This window comes from Aromatoleum evansii, from assembly GCF_012910805.1.
GTDB lineage: Bacteria > Pseudomonadota > Gammaproteobacteria > Burkholderiales > Rhodocyclaceae > Aromatoleum > Aromatoleum evansii.
Genome location: NZ_WTVK01000025.1, coordinates 20,462 through 34,482, shown reverse-complemented (window position 1 = coordinate 34,482; position 14,021 = coordinate 20,462). Strand labels below are relative to the sequence as shown.

Here is a 14,021-nt window from a genome sequence, read left to right as displayed (position 1 = left end):
CGCAGCGCTAGTTCGTGCTCAGCACCGCGACGGCTGCCAGCCCATCGGCCTCCTCGCATCCGTCCGGCGTGCGTTTGCCTGCCGGACCCGGCTCGCGGGCGGGAAGCTCCCACGCGCGGAAAGGCTCAGTCTTACGTTCCGGCAAGGGAGTCGCCCGCATCGCGTCGCTCATCGCATCGCTCCCGCCGCCCGCTGCAGCACCTTGTCGACCATCACGCCGGCCTGTCCGAGGTAGTTCGCCGGATCGCACAGGCGCGCGAGCGCGGCACGGTCGAGGTGTACGTTGATCTCGGGATGCTCGGCAAGGATGTCGAGCAGGGGCCGGTTTGTGCGGATCGCTTCGCGGCACAGGTCATAGACCAGGTCGTGCGCATACTCGCGGCCGATGTAGGGGCCGAGGCCCATCATCACCGCCTCGGACATGACGAGCCCGTTGGTGATGTCGATGTTCGCGCGCATCTTGGCTGCGTCGACTTCGAGGCCTTCCAGCACGAAGCGCGTCTGCTTCAGCGCACCGGCGAGCAGGCAGAAGGCTTCGGGCAGCGCGATCCACTCGATCTCCCACGGCCCGGTCGAGCGCTCGTGGTCGGCGATCATCGCGTCCATCAAGGCCGCAGCGTGCTGGCGCACGACGGACACCGCCGCGTGGATATAGCAGCTCGAGATCGGGTTGCGCTTCTGCGGCATCGTGCTGCTCGAACCGCGGCCGGGGTGGAAGGGTTCGAATACCTCGGCGACCTCGTGCTGCATCATCAGCTTGACGTCCATCGCGATCTTGCCGAGCGAACCGCCGACAAGGCCTAGGAAGGCGCCCACCTCGGCGATCGTGTCTCGCACCGTGTGCCACGCGATGTCCGGCTGCGCGAGGCCCAGCTCGGCCATCAATCCCGCTTGGGTCTCCATCGCGCCCTGCTCGATCGACGCGAGCGTGCCGCAGGCGCCACCGAACTCGCCCATCAGCACGCGCGGCCGGAGTTGCGCGAGGCGCTCGCGGTGACGCTCGATGCCTGCGAGGATCGCGGCGGTCTTGAAGCCGAACGTCACGGGAATCGCCTGCTGCAGGTTACTGCGGCCGATCACCGGCGTGTCGCGATGGCGGCGAGAGATTTCCACGAGGGCCGCGGAGATGCCCTGCAAGTCTGCGTCGACAAGTTCCAGGGCCTCGCGAATCTGCAGCACGGTCGCCGTGTCCGTGATGTCCTGCGTCGTCGCGCCCCAGTGGCAGTACTCGCCCAGCTTGTCGCGGCACAGCGCGTTGAGCTGAGAGACGACGCCGAGCACCGGATAGCCGATGCGCTCGGTCTGTGCGCGCAGCTTGTCCATGTCGATCTTGTCGATGTCGCAGTTCTTGACGATCTCGTCGGCGGCTTCCCGCGGGATGATGCCGAGCCGGCCCTGCACAACGGCGAGTGCGCGCTCGATCTCCAGGTATTTGGCGGTCCGGTTGCGGTCGGACCAGACCTGACGCATCGCGTCGGTGCTGAAGATGTTGCCGAAGATGCTTGAATCGATGATGGTCGCGCCCATGGGACGTTCTCCTGAATGCTTGAAATGTGGGAATGCTGGGGTCGCTCGTCCGCTAGGCGTGGCTGGAGCGGCTGCGGGATACGATCGCCTGGGCCTTGAGCACTACCGGGCGGTCGATCATCCGCCCGTCGAGCTGCACGGCGCCCTCGGAGGTTTGCGCCGCCACGAGCACGCGCTCGGCCCACGCCAGCTCCTCGGCGGACGGGCGGCATGCTTCGTGGATGACAGCGACCTGCCTGGGGTGAATGCACAGCTTCGCTCCGAAACCGAAGGCGCGAGCGGAGGCGAAGTCCGCACGGATGCGCGCCTCGTCGTCGATTGCGGGCGTCACGCCTGCGACCGGGGAGGCGAGCTCGGCGCAGCGCGACGCGATCGCGATCCGGGCCGAAGCGTAGGCGAGGCCGGCCTCCTCGCCCGACAGATCGAGGTCGACCGCATAGTCCAGCGTGCCGAACGCGAGCCGCAGCACGCCCTCGGTCGCGGCGATATCGTCCACGTTGCGCACGCCGCGCGCCGTCTCGATCAGCGGCAACACCGCGACCGCCGGCGACACGGCGTCGATGACCTGGCGAACCTGCTCCCGCCATTCTGTCTTCGGCAGCATGACCTGTCGGACGCCGATGGCTTTGAGCAGCGCAAGATCGTCCGCGAAGCAGGGTGACTGCGCGTCGTTGATGCGCACGACGATGCGTGAGGCATCGCCCGCGCGGCCCGCGAACCAGTCCGCGATCGCATCCCGTGCGAGGGACTTATCCGCGGTGGCGACGGCATCCTCCAGATCCAGGACGATTGCCCCGGCTCCGGCCGCCAGCGCCTTGTCGAAACGCTCCGGTCGGTTGCCCGGCACGAAGAGATAGGTGATCGGCATCTGCATGGTCGGAACTCCCGCCGCTCAGATCACGCCGTCACGGCGCAGGGCCGCGATGCGATCGGTGTCGTACCCGAGTCCCGCGAGGATCGCCTCGCTGTGCTCGCCGAGAGCGGGCACGGGGTCCATGCGCGGCTCGCCCTCTTCCCAGGAGCCCGGTGGCAGCAAGGCGGGCACGACGCCAGCGGCGGTGCCAACCTCGCGCCAGCGCCCGCGCGCCTTGAGCTGCGGGTGGTCCCACACCGCGTGCATGTCATTCACGTGGGCATTGGCGATCTGGGCTTCTTCCAGGCGGGCAATGACCTGCTCGGCGGTCAGCGCTGCAAACGCGTCGAGGATGATCGCGCGCAACTCCTCGCGGGCAGCGCTGCGTCGGGAGTTGCTCGAAAAGCGCTCTTCGCGTGCGAGCCCGGGCTGCAGCAGCACCTTCTCGCAGAAGGCCCCCCATTCGCGCTCGTTCTGCAGACCGAGCATGACGACCTTGCCATCGCCGGCCGGAAATGGGCCATAGGGATAGATCGTCGCGTGCGAGGCTCCGGTGCGGCGCGGCGGCGAGGCGCCGTCGAACGCGTAGTAGAGCGGATAGTTCATCCACTCGACGAGGCTCTCCAGCATCGAAATGTCGAGGTGCTGACCTCGGCCGGTCTTTTGCCGCTGCAGCAGTGCCGCGAGGATGTTGCTGTAGGCGTACATGCCGGCCGAGATGTCGGCGATCGACGGGCCCGCCTTCGACGGCTCCGCTTCCGTCCCGGTCACCGAGAGAAAACCCGATTCGCTCTGGATCAGGAGGTCGTAGGCCTTCTTGTCGCGATACGGGCCGTCGCAGCCGTAACCGGAGATGTCGCAGACGATGATCTCCGGCTTGAGCGCGGAGAGCTCGCGGTACGACAAGCCCAGGCGCGCGGCGGCACCGGGCGCCAGGTTCTGCACGACGATGTCGGCCTCCTCGACGATCAGGCGCTTGAGGATCGCCTGCGCCTCGGGATGCTTGACGTCGAGCGTCAGGCTCTCCTTCGAGCGGTTGGTCCATACGAAATGCGATGCCAGGCCGCGCACGCGCTCGTCGTAACCGCGGGCGAAGTCGCCTACGCCGGGGCGCTCGACCTTGATCACGCGCGCGCCGAGATCGGCCAGCTGGCGCGTCGCAAACGGCGCGGCAATCGCGTGTTCGAGCGTGATGACGGTAATGCCTTCCAGGGGTCTCATCGTGCGCTCCTCACTTGATCACCGCGGTGGCTTCCATCGTCAGCCAGCCTTCGTGGTCCTTCGCCCACAGGCGGATCGTCTTGCCGTCCGCTTGCGGCTCGCCGCAGACGAAGAAATGGTTGATGTCGAACACCGGGCGGATCGCTCGGAATTCGTAGCGCACGACCTCCGCGTCGGGCATCTGGTGGCGCAGCAGGTCGAGCAGCAGCGTCGCGATCATCGGACCATGGACGATCAGCCCCGGATAGCCCTCGACCTCGGTCACGTACTTGCGGTCGTAATGGATGCGGTGGCCGTTGAAAGTCAGCGCCGAGTAGCGGAACAGCAGTACGTCGTCCGGCACCCATTTATTTTCCCAGGTCGAACTCGCGGGAGCGGCCTTCGGCGGCGGGGCGACGTCGTCAGGCTTTGCAGCTTCGCGATAGACGATGTCGTGGAATTCGGTGAGGGCGACGTCCGATTCGCCCCCTCTGCGGATCTCATGGCGCACCTTCACGAACACCAGCGGGCCGGTGCGGCCGGATTTCTCGGTGACGTCGTGGATCGTCGAGGTGCGCGTCATTGCATCACCGATGCGCAGGGGCTTGTGGAACTCGAACTGGCTGCCGGCCCACATGCGACGCGGCAGAGGCACCGGCGGCAAGAAACCGCCGCGCTTGGCATGGCCGTCGGGGCCGATTTCCGATTGCTTGTGCAGCGGCAAAAAGTACAGCCAGTGCCACAGTGCGGGCAGCGCGGTGCCCACCGGGGGACGAACCGCCTCGCGGTCGAAGGTGGCCGACAGCGCGGCATACGGGGTTGCCGTCGCGACGTCGGAGACTTCCTCCGCGCGGCCGATCCAGTCTTTGAGATTCATGTTTGGTTCTCCGTGGGGTACGAGGAATCCGCGACGCAACCCGGCCTCCCTTCCCGGGGGCCGGGCGCGGCGTCACATCATTCCGAGGGTCTTCGGCAGCCAGATCGAGAGGCCCGGCCAATAGGTCACGACTACCAGGAAGCCGAGCATCGACAGCAGCCACGGCCAGACGGCCACGGTCAGCTCGGTGATGCCCATCTTGGTAATGCCGGAGGCGACGTAGAGATTCAGGCCCACCGGCGGGTGGCACATGCCGACTTCCATGTTCACCACCATGATGATGCCGAAGTGCACCGGGTCGATCCCCAGCTTGACCGCCACCGGAAACAGGATCGGAGCAAAGATCAGCACGATCGACGACGGTTCCATGAAGTTGCCGGCCAGCAGCAGGATCACGTTGACCGCGAGCAGGAAGGCGACCATGCCGAGACCGTGGCTCAGCATCCATTCCGAGAGCGCCTGCGGAATGTTCTCGCTCGTCATGATGAAGGAGAACAAGACGGCGTTCGTGATGATGTACAGCAGCATCGCGGACATGTTGGCCGAGTTGAGCAGCACCTTCGGCACATCCTTCAGCGACATGTCCTTATAGACGAAGATCGCAACGACGAACGCGTAGACCGCGCTCATCGCCGCCGCCTCGGTGGGGGTAAAGATGCCCGTGTAGATCCCGCCCATGATCAGCACGATCAGGAACAGGCCCCACACCGACTCGCGGAATGCGCGCACGCGCTCACCGAGACTCGCCTTGGGCTGGCGCGGGTAGTTGTTCGATTTCGCACGCCACCAGGTGACCCCGCCGAGCACGCCCGCGAGTGCGATTCCCGGAATCACGCCCGCCATGAAAAGCGCGCCGACCGACGTATTTGTCGCAACCGAGTACATCACCATGCAGATCGACGGCGGGATCAGGATGCCCAGCGCCCCCGACGTGGTGATGACACCGGCACCGAACTTGTTCGGAAAACCCGCCTTCACCATCGCCGGCAACAGGATCGCGCCGATTGCAACGACCGTGGCCGGGGAGGATCCCGACACCGCGGCGAACAAGGCGCACGCCACCACCCCTGCGAGTCCGAGGCCGCCGTGCCAGTGCCCGACCATCGCCGTCGCGAAGTTGATCATGCGCCGCGCAACCCCCCCGTGCGTGAGGAAGTTGCCCGCCACAATGAAGAACGGGATGGCCATGATCTCGAACTTCTCGATGCCGGTAAAAAGCTTCAGCGCCACCGACTCCAGCGGCACCTGCGTCATCGTGAACAGGAAGCTCAGGACGGTCAGGCCGAGCGAGATCGAGATCGGCATGCCGGTGAGCATGAGGGCCAGCAGGAGGCCGAAAATTATCGCCGCATTCATTTCGTTTTCCCTCCGACGTCGCCACGTGCACGCTTCTGTGCCTCGCCCCCATCCTTCAGATCGTGCGGGTGCAGGTTGTCCTCGAGCGCAAACCCGTCGAATTCAGCGCCGGGGCCGGCTTCTTCCAACCCATCGACGTGCCCGTGGTCGTGATGCGGCAGATCGCCGGTGCGCCAGAAACTCAGCGCGACCTGCAGGAAGCGGAAACACATCAGGCTCGAGCCCAGCGGAATTGCGCTGTAGACGATCCATGTCGGCCACTCCAGATCGGGCGTCGTGGGCCCCTCCAGGACGTCGTCGAGCGCCAGGCCGGCCATCTCGTAGAAGGCGTAATGGGCTCCGTTCTCCCACACGAACTCGCCGCCGAGCGTCGCGACGATGCCGGTGAAGAGCGCTCCGGCGAGCAGACCGAAGAGGATGAGCTTCGCGCGCAGTTGCGGCCGCAGCTGGTTGATCAACACATCGACGCCGACGTGAATGCCGGTGCGAACACCGTAGGCCGCACCGAACTTCGCCATCCACACGAACAGGATGATGGTCAGCTCCTGCGCCCAGCTCAGGTTGATCGACAGCAGCCAGTCCTGCAGACCGGGAATGGCAAAGCCCGAGGCGTAGCGGTGCATCACGGCCACGAACGTCACGACGGTTGCCGTGCCGATCAACAACGTGATGAGCCATTCCTCGAAGTGATCTAGGAACTTCATCGAAATCTCCCGAAAGGTCTTGGGCGGGCGAGCGCAGGCCTCGGGCAGCGCCCCATCGGCATGCCCGCCCGATCCGTGTCGTCTGATCAGTTGCTCGCGACCTTTGCGGTTTCCTTGCGCACTGCGTCGATGACGTCCTTGCCGATCCGGCTCGCCATCTCGTCCTGCACCGGAGCCATTGCCTTGATCCAGGCCGCGCGCTCCTCAGGCGTCGGCGTATGCACTTCGCTCTTGCCGATGGACCGGATGGCGGCCAGCGCCTTGGCGTCGTCCTCCGCGGCAACCTTCGCGTTGTAGGCCGTGGTGTCCTTCATCGCCGCCTCGAGTTCGCTGCGGATGTCCGCGGGCAGCTTTTCCCAGAAACCCTTGTTCACGACCACCACATAGCCGCTGTACGTGTGATAAGTCAGGGTCACGTACTTCTGCACTTCATGCTGCTTCTGCGTGTACAGGTTCGACAAATTCCCGTCCGCGCCATCGACCACGCCGGTCTGAAGCGCCTGATACACCTCGGAGAACGCCATCGTCTGCGGGATCGCGCCGATCGACTTCATGATCGACTGATTGACCTTCGACGAATTGATCCGGATCTTCTGCCCCTTCGCCTGGTCCGGCGTGCGGATCGGCTTGTTGGAACTCAGTACGCGAAAGCCCGCGTCCCAGTACGACAAACCGACCATGCCGCGCGCCTCCAGCTTCTTGAGCAGCGACGCTCCGACCGGTCCCTGCGTCACGCGATGCAGCGCCGCCTCGCTCGGGAACATGTAGGGCAGGTCGAACACCTCGAACTCCTTCACCCCCGCAGGCCCGAACTTCCCCGCGACCGGCGCGAGCATCTGCACCGACCCCATCTGCAACGCCTCGAGCTCTTCCTTGTCCTTGTAGAGCGTGCTGTTGGCATAGACCTCGACCTTCACCCTGCCTTTCGTGCGCTCTTCGGCCTGCTTCTTGAAGAATTCGGCTGCCTGCCCCTTCGGTGTATCCGTGGCCGCGACGTGCGAGAACTTGATGACGATCGGATCCTGCGCGGCGGCGAGGCCCGAAAAGGCGATGCCGACGGCGGTGGTCAGTGCGTAGAGGGTTTTCATTGGGAGTCTCCTTGGTGTGTTGAATCCGTTTCGGCCGCAGTCCGTCTGACTGCCGAACCAGAACGCGTTGCGATGAGGACGCGAGGCGCCGTTACGCCGGCGGGCGCACGAACACGTCGCCGCTCAGAAGTGGTCTCGCCGAGGTCACGAGGGATGCCGCGTCGATGACAGGCACACCGTCGCCGGAATCGGCCGCAATATGCAGCTCGCAGGCCATCTGCCCGCTCGGGTGCTCGATGAGGATGCGGCGCGGCGTGTTCTCGTCGAACTCGGCAAGTTCCTCGGCGACGGTGTCGGGCGTATGACAAGCCGCTGCGAGGGCGAGCGCACCGGTGGCAGCATGGACGGGGTGGCAGCTCGACGGCACGAAATAGCGCGACGCGATGCTGCCCCCACGGCGTGGTGCGGCAATCATGGCGATCTTGGGCACTCCCCGGTCGGGCGACACGTCGAGCCCCATCAGCTGCGCTGCCGCGACCCGGATCTCTGCGAGCCGCCCGAGAAAGAGCGCGTCGCCGTCCAGCTCCTGCTTGCTCTCATGGCCGGTCTTGCCAAGAGACTCGGCTTTCACGAACACGATCGGAATCGCGAAATCGATGCACGTGACGGGCAAGCCCGCAACCACGTCCTGTGCGTTCCCGGTCGGCAACAAGCGTCCGGTCTTCGTACCGGCGGGGTCGAGGAAGTTCAGCGTGATCGGCGCGCTCGTTCCCGGTACGCCGTCGAGCGCAAAAGTCCCGCTGTAAGTTACCTGGCCCCCAGGCGTCTGCACGATCGCCTCGACCAGCTTGCCGCTGTTGATGTTGAGAATGCGCACGCGGGTCGCCGGACTCGAGGCCTTCACGAGACCGCGTTCGAGTGCGAAGGGGCCGACCGCTGCCAGCATGTTGCCGCTGTTCGGCAGCACATCGACCAGGTCGCGGGCGACCGACACCTGCGCAAAGAGATATTCGACATCGGCATCGGGCCGCCGCGAGGGCGCGACGATCACGACCTTGCTGCTGAGGTCGTTGCCGCCTCCCATGCCATCGATCTGGCGCAGATCGGGCGAGCCCATCGCCGCGAGCAGCAGACGATCACGGGCAACCGGATCATCGGGCAGGTGCTCCGCGAGGAAGAACAAACCCTTCGACGACCCGCCACGCATCAGCACGCACGGAATGTGATCCACTTGCCTGTCTCCTTGTTGCACGTTCTGCTGTTTTGTGAGGCAATGTTAGTGATCGGCCGATGATTACTGAAATGCAATGAATGTCGTTTTTGTTGCGATTTCAGCATAGACACGAACACGCGCCGGCACCGCGCCCTCAAGGAATCAGAGATGAAAATCGATTTCGACGGAATACAGGCCTTCGTGGTGATCGCCGAACTGGGCGGCTTCAGCAAAGCGGCCGAGCACCTGCATGTGACGCAGACGGCCCTGACCCGCCGTGTGCAGAAGCTCGAGTCCTACCTCGGCCTGCGGCTGCTCGACCGCACGACGCGCTACGTCGAACTCACGGCAGTCGGACGCGAGTTCCTGCCGCAGGCGAAGGCGATCGTCGGCGAGATGACGCTCGCGGTGGGCCGTCTGAAGGACATGTCGAAACATGCACGGGGCAGCTTCACGCTCGCCTGCGTGCCGACGATGGCCTCGCACGTTCTGCCCGCCGTAATTCGACGCTACATGCAGTCCCACCCCGGCAATCGGGTGCGCCTGATCGACACCTCGGCCTTCGAAGTCCGCGACGCGGTTTTGCACGGACAGGCCGAAATTGGTATCGGCATCCCCACCGAGCGCCACCCCGAGATTCTGGAGACGCCGCTGCTGGAAGAACCCCTCATGTTCTTCTGCCGCAAGGAACATCCGCTGAGCGACCGCACCTCCGTCACCTGGTCAGACATGCGAGAAGCGGAGCTCATAGTCGTCAGCAGCATGACCGCGACGCGCGTGTTCATGGATTACCAACTCGCGAAACGCGGCATCAGCCTGAGCGGTGCCTATGAAGTGCAACACCATGCCACTGCCATCAGTCTCGTCGCTGCGGGCGTCGGTACGGCAATCCTGCCTGCGTCGACGCTGGAAGAGGGCGCCCGCCCCGGCGTATGCCGGATTCCTTTGGTCAGCCCGGTCGTGAAAAGGAAGATCACGCTCCTGCGTCGCAAGAACAGCACACTCTCGCCCGCGGCTAACGCGTTCTTCGAATTGCTGAGGGCCCATACCGCGTGACCAGATATTGCGGTCGTCCCTTATCTTGTTCCCTTCGGATGGCGAATGGCACCTGAAGACTGAGCAGCTGGACTTATATCGGCGGATCGCTGCGAAAGTCTGATCCGACCCCAAACCTGCCACTGAGCCTGTGATGGCGCGAGTGACGGCAGTGGGTCGACTGCAGTCCAACGTCACCCACGCCCTCGCAGGCAGGCCCCCCCGCGAAGGCACCACGCCTTAGCCCCCCAAAGAAGAACGCGGCCGCCTGACGGCGGCCGCATTGCTGCCCGAGACCGCCCTGTAGCCGATCAGCGACCACCCCCGATGCTGCCGTAATCGCGCACGCCCGTCTCCCGAATACCCTTCAACACCTTCTCCGGCGTGATCGGCGCCTCGGTGAACTGGATCCCGATGGCGTGGAAGATCGCGTTGGCGACCGCGCCGACCGGGCTCACGAGCCCCGACTCGCCGACGCTCTTCGCCCCGAAGGGCCCGATCGGGTCCGCGTCCTCGACGAGGATGGTCGTGATCTTCGGCATGTCCTCGGGGCCGAACATCTTGTAGTCGGTGAAGCTGTTGTTCTGCACGCGGCCGTCGGCGTCGTAGCAGATCTCCTCGCTCAGAACGAAACCGAGTCCCTGCTGGATGCCGCCTTCGAGCTGCCCCTCGACGGCCGCCGGGTTGATCGCGCGGCCGATGTCGTGGGCATTGACGAGTTCGAGCACGCGGACTTCGCCGGTCTCGGTGTCGACCTCGACCTCGGCGAACGACGCACCGAAGGGCGGCGAGTTGTGCGGCGCGAAGAAGCTCACGTAGCCCTGGATCTGGCCCGGCACGCCACCGGGCTCGCCGGTCGCGGGGTCGACGAAGTGGTAGACGCCGGCGCGCGTGATCGCCTCGGCGTCGATGCCGCGCGCCGGATCCGCCTGGACGAAGATGCGCTTGTCGCGGATGTCGAGCTGCTCGGCGGGCACCCCGAGCTGCAGCGACGCGCGCTCGCAGAGCTGCCGCCTGACCTCCTCGCAGGCCTTCTTGACCGCGGCGCCGCCGACGTAGATCGTGCGGCTCGCGTGCGCGCCGATGTCGAAGCCGGCGACGTCCGACGTGCCGCCCGACAGCTGCACGTGCTCGAACGGGAAGCCCAGCGTCTCGGCGGCGATCTGCTTCAGCGCCGTGTGCGAGCCCTGCCCCATGTCCGAGCATGCGAAGAGGATCTCGGCGGTCGCGTCCTCGTTGAGCTTCACGGTGCAGGCGGTGTGCTCGAGCAGCATCGGCATCGCGCCGCTGGTGTGGTTCATCACCGCGACACCGACACCGCGCCGGAGGGTGCCGGTCTGACGCGCGTACTTGCGGCGCTTCTCGGTCCAGCCGATCGCCGCCGCGCCGCGGTCGAGGCATTCGTCGAGCGCGCACGACGGATAGGTGACGCCGGGGCACCAGCCGTCGTCGCCGACGCCCTTGTGCCATTTCTTGCGCCATTCGACCGGGTCCGCGCCGAGCCCGGCGCACGCGCGGTCGATCAGCTGCTCGAGCACGAAGTTCGTCTGCGGATTGCCGTAGCCGCGGTATGCGCCGGTCAGGCCCTGGTTCGTGAAGTAGGACTCGCCGCGATAGCGCAGCGCCGGGAAGCGGTACATGCCGCCGAGCCAGGCGCCGGCGGTGAAGGCCGTGCCCGAGGCATCGAGGTAGTAGCCGCCCTTGTAGTTCTCGAAGCGCGCGTCGCACGCGAGCGGCGAGCCGTCGCGCTTGAAGCCGATCCTCATCCAGTACTTGCCCGGGTGGCGGCTCGGCGAGATCACCCAGTCCTCCTCGCGCAGCGTCTGCAGCTTCACCGGATGCCCGGGCACCGCCAGCGCCATCGCGCAGGCCTGGGGCTCCGAGATCATGCCGAGGCGCGTGCCGAAGCCGCCGCCGATCACCGTCGGGACGATCTTGACGAGGTTCATCGGCAGGTCGAAGAGCTTCGCGAGCTTGCGCTGCACGAGCTTGGGCATCTGCGACGACGTCCAGCAGGTGAGCCGCCCGCCGCTGTCGACCTTCGCGACGTACGCGTGGGGCTCCATCTGGCATTGCTTCTGTTTCGGCACGTAGAACGCGTCCTCGACGACGATGTCCGCCTCGCGCATCGCCGCCTCGACGTCGCCGCCGCCGAGCGCGTTGTTCGGGAACATCGCCTCGGGCAGCTGGAACGCGCGGTTGCCGGGCTTTTCCGGCGTGAACTGCACCGCGCCGGGGGCTTTCGCCGCCTCCGCGGTCAGATACACCGGCAGCGGCTCGTATTCGACGACGACCTTCGCCGCGGCGCGCTCGGCGGCCTCCTCGGAGCGCGCGATGATTCCGCAGATCGCATCGCCCTGGAATTTCACGTGCTCGGTGAAGATCGGCTGGTCGTCGATGTCCCCGAGCATGTCGTGCATCGACTCGGACACCATCAGGTCGAGCACCGACGAGTTGTAGCGCTTGGGCGTGACGTCCTTCGGACCGAGCACGCGCACGACGCCCGGCGAAGCGGCCGCCGCCGAGAGATCCAGCCGCTTCACGCGCGCGTGGGCGTGTTCCCAGCAGCGCACGACCTTGCCATACAGCATGCCCGGCAGCCTCACATCGGCCGCGTACTGCGCCTGCCCGGTCACCTTGTCGCGCACATCCACGCGCGGCGCGTTGGTGCCGACGATCGCTTGCTCGCTCATTGCACGACCTCCTTGCAGGGTTCGACCGCCGCCGCGCGCCCCGGCATCGTCTCGGCCGCCTTCCTCACCGCCTTGACGATCTTCTCGTAGCCGGTGCAGCGGCAGATGTTGCCCTCCAGCGCGTGGCGGATCTCGGCCTCGCTCGGGTCGGGGTTCTGCGCGAGCAGGCTCGCCGTCTTCATCACCATGCCCGGCGTGCAGTAGCCGCACTGGATCGCCGCCTCGTCGACGAACGCCTGCTGGATGTGGTCGAGCCGGCCGAAGTCCGCCAGCCCCGCGACCGTCGTGATGCGCTTGCCGTCCATCGTCGCGGCGAGCGTCAGGCACGAATTGACCGCCTTGTCCTCGACGAGCACGGTGCAGGCGCCGCATTCGCCCGTGCCGCAGCCGTATTTCGTCTCGGTCATGCCGAGCTCGTCGCGCAGCACGTCGAGCAGCGTGCGATTGACGGCGACGTTCAGCCTGTATTCCTCACCATTGATATGGAGCGTGATATCCCGGTTCTTCATTCTCGTCTCCTCGTCTTCGTCGGCCGCATGCGCTCACGCGGCGCCGCACGCTTCCTGGATCGCCCGCTTGAGCAGCACGCCCGACACCTGCTTGCGGTATTCCGCGGTGGACCGCTTGTCGTCGATCGGGCTGATCTCCCACGGCACCGACGCGGCGACGCGTTGCAACACCTCGGCGGTGAGCTCCCTGCCCTTCAGCAGCGCCTCGGTCCTGGTCAGCCGCAGCGGCGTGGGGGCGACGCAGCCCATCGCGAGGCGGGCATCGACGCAGGTGTTGCCCGACATCTCGAGCCGGACCGCGACGTTGAGCTTGGCCAGGTCCTCGCTCGTGCGGGTCATGCGCTTGAACGCGGAGCGGGAGCCGGCCGCGGGCAGCGGCAGGATCAGTTCGACGGCGAGCTCGTCCGGCCGCCGCGCGGTGACGCCGTACGACAGCCAGAAGTCATCGATGTCGACCTCGCGGCGGCCGGACGTCCCGTGCAGCACGACGACGCCGCCGATCGCGTAGATCGCGCAACTGCAGTCGCCGGCCGGCGAAGCGCGCAGCAGGTTGCCGAGCACCGTGGCGGTGTTGCGCACCTGGCCGGTCGCGAAGGTCTGCGCGGCATGCCACAGCGCACGGTAATGCCGTTTCACCTCCGACTGCGCGAGCAGATCGGCGACCGTCGCCTTGGCGCCGATGCGCAGCCCCCTTTCCGGGTCGAACAGCACGTAGGCGAGGCCCGGAACGTTCTCCAGGCTCATGACGTAGTCTGGCAACTGCGCTGGCGACTGCGCGAACTTCATCGCGACCATGACGTCGGTGCCGCCGGCCATCACGGTGATCCGGTCGCGATGCGCCGACAGCAGCTCGACCGCGTCTGGGATGCTCTGAGGCAGCAACAGGTCAAAGTCCGGCAATATTCGACTGCTCATGGAGTCACTCCTTCGCGAGATGCAGGCAGGGTGGATCGGACGGCACGGGTGGGCCCCGAATTCCCGTATTGAAACGGCAGCGGGACGGCGCCGACTATCCGGCACGTACGG

At 66.0% G+C, this 14,021-nt stretch carries 13 protein-coding genes; 1 reads left to right on the top strand and 12 read right to left on the bottom strand.

Features of this window, described 5'->3' with window-relative positions; translation table 11 throughout:
- Window positions 1-7 precede the first annotated feature (7 nt).
- The 9 genes from GO615_RS14145 to GO615_RS14105 form a co-directional block, all read right to left on the bottom strand.
- On the bottom strand, window positions 8-172 hold the full coding sequence (locus GO615_RS14145) for a hypothetical protein (RefSeq protein WP_169129100.1): 165 nt from the start codon (window positions 170-172) through the stop codon (window positions 8-10).
- Window positions 169-1,527, bottom strand: a complete 1,359-nt coding sequence (locus tag GO615_RS14140) for a class-II fumarase/aspartase family protein (RefSeq protein ID WP_169129098.1) — start codon at window positions 1,525-1,527, stop codon at window positions 169-171. The genes GO615_RS14145 and GO615_RS14140 overlap by 4 nt, the downstream gene beginning before the upstream one ends.
- 52 nt (window positions 1,528-1,579) lie before the next feature.
- Window positions 1,580-2,401, bottom strand: coding sequence for an HpcH/HpaI aldolase/citrate lyase family protein (locus GO615_RS14135; protein ID WP_169129096.1), 822 nt, complete (start codon window positions 2,399-2,401; stop codon window positions 1,580-1,582).
- A gap of 18 nt (window positions 2,402-2,419) precedes the next feature.
- A complete protein-coding gene (locus tag GO615_RS14130; protein ID WP_169129095.1) occupies window positions 2,420-3,601 on the bottom strand; it encodes a CaiB/BaiF CoA transferase family protein in 1,182 nt (393 codons plus the stop codon).
- A gap of 10 nt (window positions 3,602-3,611) precedes the next feature.
- Window positions 3,612-4,457: an HTD2 family dehydratase gene (locus GO615_RS14125; protein ID WP_169129093.1), complete on the bottom strand. Its 846-nt coding sequence runs from the start codon at window positions 4,455-4,457 to the stop codon at window positions 3,612-3,614.
- 72 nt (window positions 4,458-4,529) lie between these two features.
- Entirely contained in the window at window positions 4,530-5,813 is a 1,284-nt protein-coding gene (locus GO615_RS14120) for a TRAP transporter large permease (RefSeq protein ID WP_169129091.1), read from the bottom strand.
- A complete protein-coding gene (locus GO615_RS14115) occupies window positions 5,810-6,517 on the bottom strand; it encodes a TRAP transporter small permease (protein ID WP_169129089.1) in 708 nt (235 codons plus the stop codon). Before GO615_RS14115 ends, GO615_RS14120 begins: the two co-directional genes overlap by 4 nt.
- A gap of 86 nt (window positions 6,518-6,603) precedes the next feature.
- On the bottom strand, window positions 6,604-7,605 hold the full coding sequence (locus GO615_RS14110; RefSeq protein WP_169129087.1) for a DctP family TRAP transporter solute-binding subunit: 1,002 nt from the start codon (window positions 7,603-7,605) through the stop codon (window positions 6,604-6,606).
- A gap of 91 nt (window positions 7,606-7,696) precedes the next feature.
- Window positions 7,697-8,776, bottom strand: coding sequence for a 4-oxalomesaconate tautomerase (locus GO615_RS14105; protein WP_169129084.1), 1,080 nt, complete (start codon window positions 8,774-8,776; stop codon window positions 7,697-7,699).
- 150 nt (window positions 8,777-8,926) lie between these two features.
- Here GO615_RS14105 and GO615_RS14100 point away from each other — a divergent pair, with 150 nt between their 5' ends.
- Window positions 8,927-9,814: a LysR family transcriptional regulator gene (locus tag GO615_RS14100; protein WP_169129082.1), complete on the top strand. Its 888-nt coding sequence runs from the start codon at window positions 8,927-8,929 to the stop codon at window positions 9,812-9,814.
- Between the two features lie 290 nt (window positions 9,815-10,104).
- Here the strand turns inward: GO615_RS14100 and GO615_RS14095 are convergent, their stop codons facing one another.
- Genes GO615_RS14095 through GO615_RS14085 form a run of 3 tightly spaced genes read right to left on the bottom strand, consistent with a single transcriptional unit; the run spans window position 10,105 to window position 13,910 of the window.
- Window positions 10,105-12,486 (bottom strand): xanthine dehydrogenase family protein molybdopterin-binding subunit, encoded by a 2,382-nt coding sequence (locus tag GO615_RS14095; RefSeq protein WP_169129080.1) that lies wholly within the window; start codon window positions 12,484-12,486, stop codon window positions 10,105-10,107.
- Window positions 12,483-12,995, bottom strand: a complete 513-nt coding sequence (locus GO615_RS14090) for a (2Fe-2S)-binding protein (protein ID WP_169129078.1) — start codon at window positions 12,993-12,995, stop codon at window positions 12,483-12,485. The genes GO615_RS14095 and GO615_RS14090 overlap by 4 nt, the downstream gene beginning before the upstream one ends.
- A gap of 33 nt (window positions 12,996-13,028) precedes the next feature.
- Window positions 13,029-13,910 carry an FAD binding domain-containing protein gene (locus GO615_RS14085; RefSeq protein WP_246262288.1) on the bottom strand — a complete coding sequence of 294 codons (882 nt, stop codon included), beginning with the start codon at window positions 13,908-13,910 and terminating at the stop codon, window positions 13,029-13,031.
- Window positions 13,911-14,021: the final 111 nt, after the last annotated feature.

What these genes read in the sequence shown, in the direction of transcription:
- GO615_RS14120 (WP_169129091.1), bottom strand. Translation starts at nt 5,813, where the DNA reads ATGAATGCGGCGATAATTTTCGGCCTCCTGCTGGCCCTCATGCTCACC.
- GO615_RS14085 (WP_246262288.1), bottom strand. Translation starts at nt 13,910, where the DNA reads ATGAGCAGTCGAATATTGCCGGACTTTGACCTGTTGCTGCCTCAGAGC.
- GO615_RS14110 (WP_169129087.1), bottom strand. Translation starts at nt 7,605, where the DNA reads ATGAAAACCCTCTACGCACTGACCACCGCCGTCGGCATCGCCTTTTCG.
- GO615_RS14115 (WP_169129089.1), bottom strand. Translation starts at nt 6,517, where the DNA reads ATGAAGTTCCTAGATCACTTCGAGGAATGGCTCATCACGTTGTTGATC.
- GO615_RS14090 (WP_169129078.1), bottom strand. Translation starts at nt 12,995, where the DNA reads ATGAAGAACCGGGATATCACGCTCCATATCAATGGTGAGGAATACAGG.
- GO615_RS14125 (WP_169129093.1), bottom strand. Translation starts at nt 4,457, where the DNA reads ATGAATCTCAAAGACTGGATCGGCCGCGCGGAGGAAGTCTCCGACGTC.
- GO615_RS14095 (WP_169129080.1), bottom strand. Translation starts at nt 12,486, where the DNA reads ATGAGCGAGCAAGCGATCGTCGGCACCAACGCGCCGCGCGTGGATGTG.
- GO615_RS14145 (WP_169129100.1), bottom strand. Translation starts at nt 172, where the DNA reads ATGAGCGACGCGATGCGGGCGACTCCCTTGCCGGAACGTAAGACTGAG.
- GO615_RS14130 (WP_169129095.1), bottom strand. Translation starts at nt 3,601, where the DNA reads ATGAGACCCCTGGAAGGCATTACCGTCATCACGCTCGAACACGCGATT.
- GO615_RS14135 (WP_169129096.1), bottom strand. Translation starts at nt 2,401, where the DNA reads ATGCAGATGCCGATCACCTATCTCTTCGTGCCGGGCAACCGACCGGAG.
- GO615_RS14140 (WP_169129098.1), bottom strand. Translation starts at nt 1,527, where the DNA reads ATGGGCGCGACCATCATCGATTCAAGCATCTTCGGCAACATCTTCAGC.
- GO615_RS14100 (WP_169129082.1), top strand. Translation starts at nt 8,927, where the DNA reads ATGAAAATCGATTTCGACGGAATACAGGCCTTCGTGGTGATCGCCGAA.